The organism is Pandoraea sp. PE-S2R-1 (assembly GCF_002179865.1).
In the GTDB taxonomy this organism is placed as follows: Bacteria; Pseudomonadota; Gammaproteobacteria; order Burkholderiales; family Burkholderiaceae; genus Pandoraea.
In genome coordinates this window covers 1-658 of record NZ_NGUR01000037.1, presented here as the reverse complement: position 1 = coordinate 658, position 658 = coordinate 1, and the positions used below count along the sequence as shown (strand labels likewise).

Below are 658 nucleotides of genomic sequence, written 5' to 3'. Positions count from 1 at the left end.
TATCGGTCTTGCACCGGCGGTGAAGGCCGACGAATGTCTCGTGCTTTGTGCGAATGGACCCGACCCTCTGATCCGGTTGGGCCTCCAACCGCTGGCCATGCAAGCCGTTGCGTTGGAGAAGTTTCCAGAGCGTCGCTGGCTCGCCGTTCTGCCTCGGGAAAGCGCTCAGCGTGTCGAGCGCATGGCTGAAGGTGTTCACCGTATTTACCTCTACGCACCGATGACGGAGCAGCTCACCAGCGCTGTCTCACCTTCGACAGCGCCGACAAAGTAGGTCTGCGATGCCGAACGTCACTTTCTATATCGATGCGGAAAAAATGCCGTCTGACGAGCGTCTTGCCGGGCTTTCCGGCGACTGCATCGAACTCTGTACGACTGTGCTTGGCGCGGCGCTCAAAAACGTTCACATCGTCTTTGTGGACGTTCGGCATGGGCAGGGGCACCCCGTCTTCGCGGAAATCCAATATCGCCTCGAGACGTTTCGCACGCCCACGGTAATGAACCAGTTGATGGACGCGTTGGAAAACGCCATCGCTCACCGCACTGGCCTCACGGCACGCATTCGTTGTTTCGGATATGCGGCGTCGAGCATTCACGCCCGAAACTAGCCAATCTGGAGAACTGCTGTGTCCGTTCCTGTCTTTCCAAGCCAGCAAGT

Annotated in this window: 1 protein-coding gene and 1 pseudogene; both read left to right on the top strand. The window is 58.2% G+C overall.

The window, feature by feature from the left end:
* Nucleotides 1–274 (top strand): annotated as a pseudogene (locus CDV44_RS28540) (sugar ABC transporter); the annotation flags it as partial.
* Nucleotides 275–281: 7 nt separating this feature from the next.
* Nucleotides 282–608, top strand: coding sequence for a hypothetical protein (locus CDV44_RS28535; protein ID WP_087691671.1), 327 nt, complete (start codon nt 282–284; stop codon nt 606–608).
* The last annotated feature ends 50 nt before the right edge of the window (nt 609–658 follow it).

What these genes read in the sequence shown, in the direction of transcription:
- CDV44_RS28535 (WP_087691671.1), top strand. Translation starts at nt 282, where the DNA reads ATGCCGAACGTCACTTTCTATATCGATGCGGAAAAAATGCCGTCTGAC.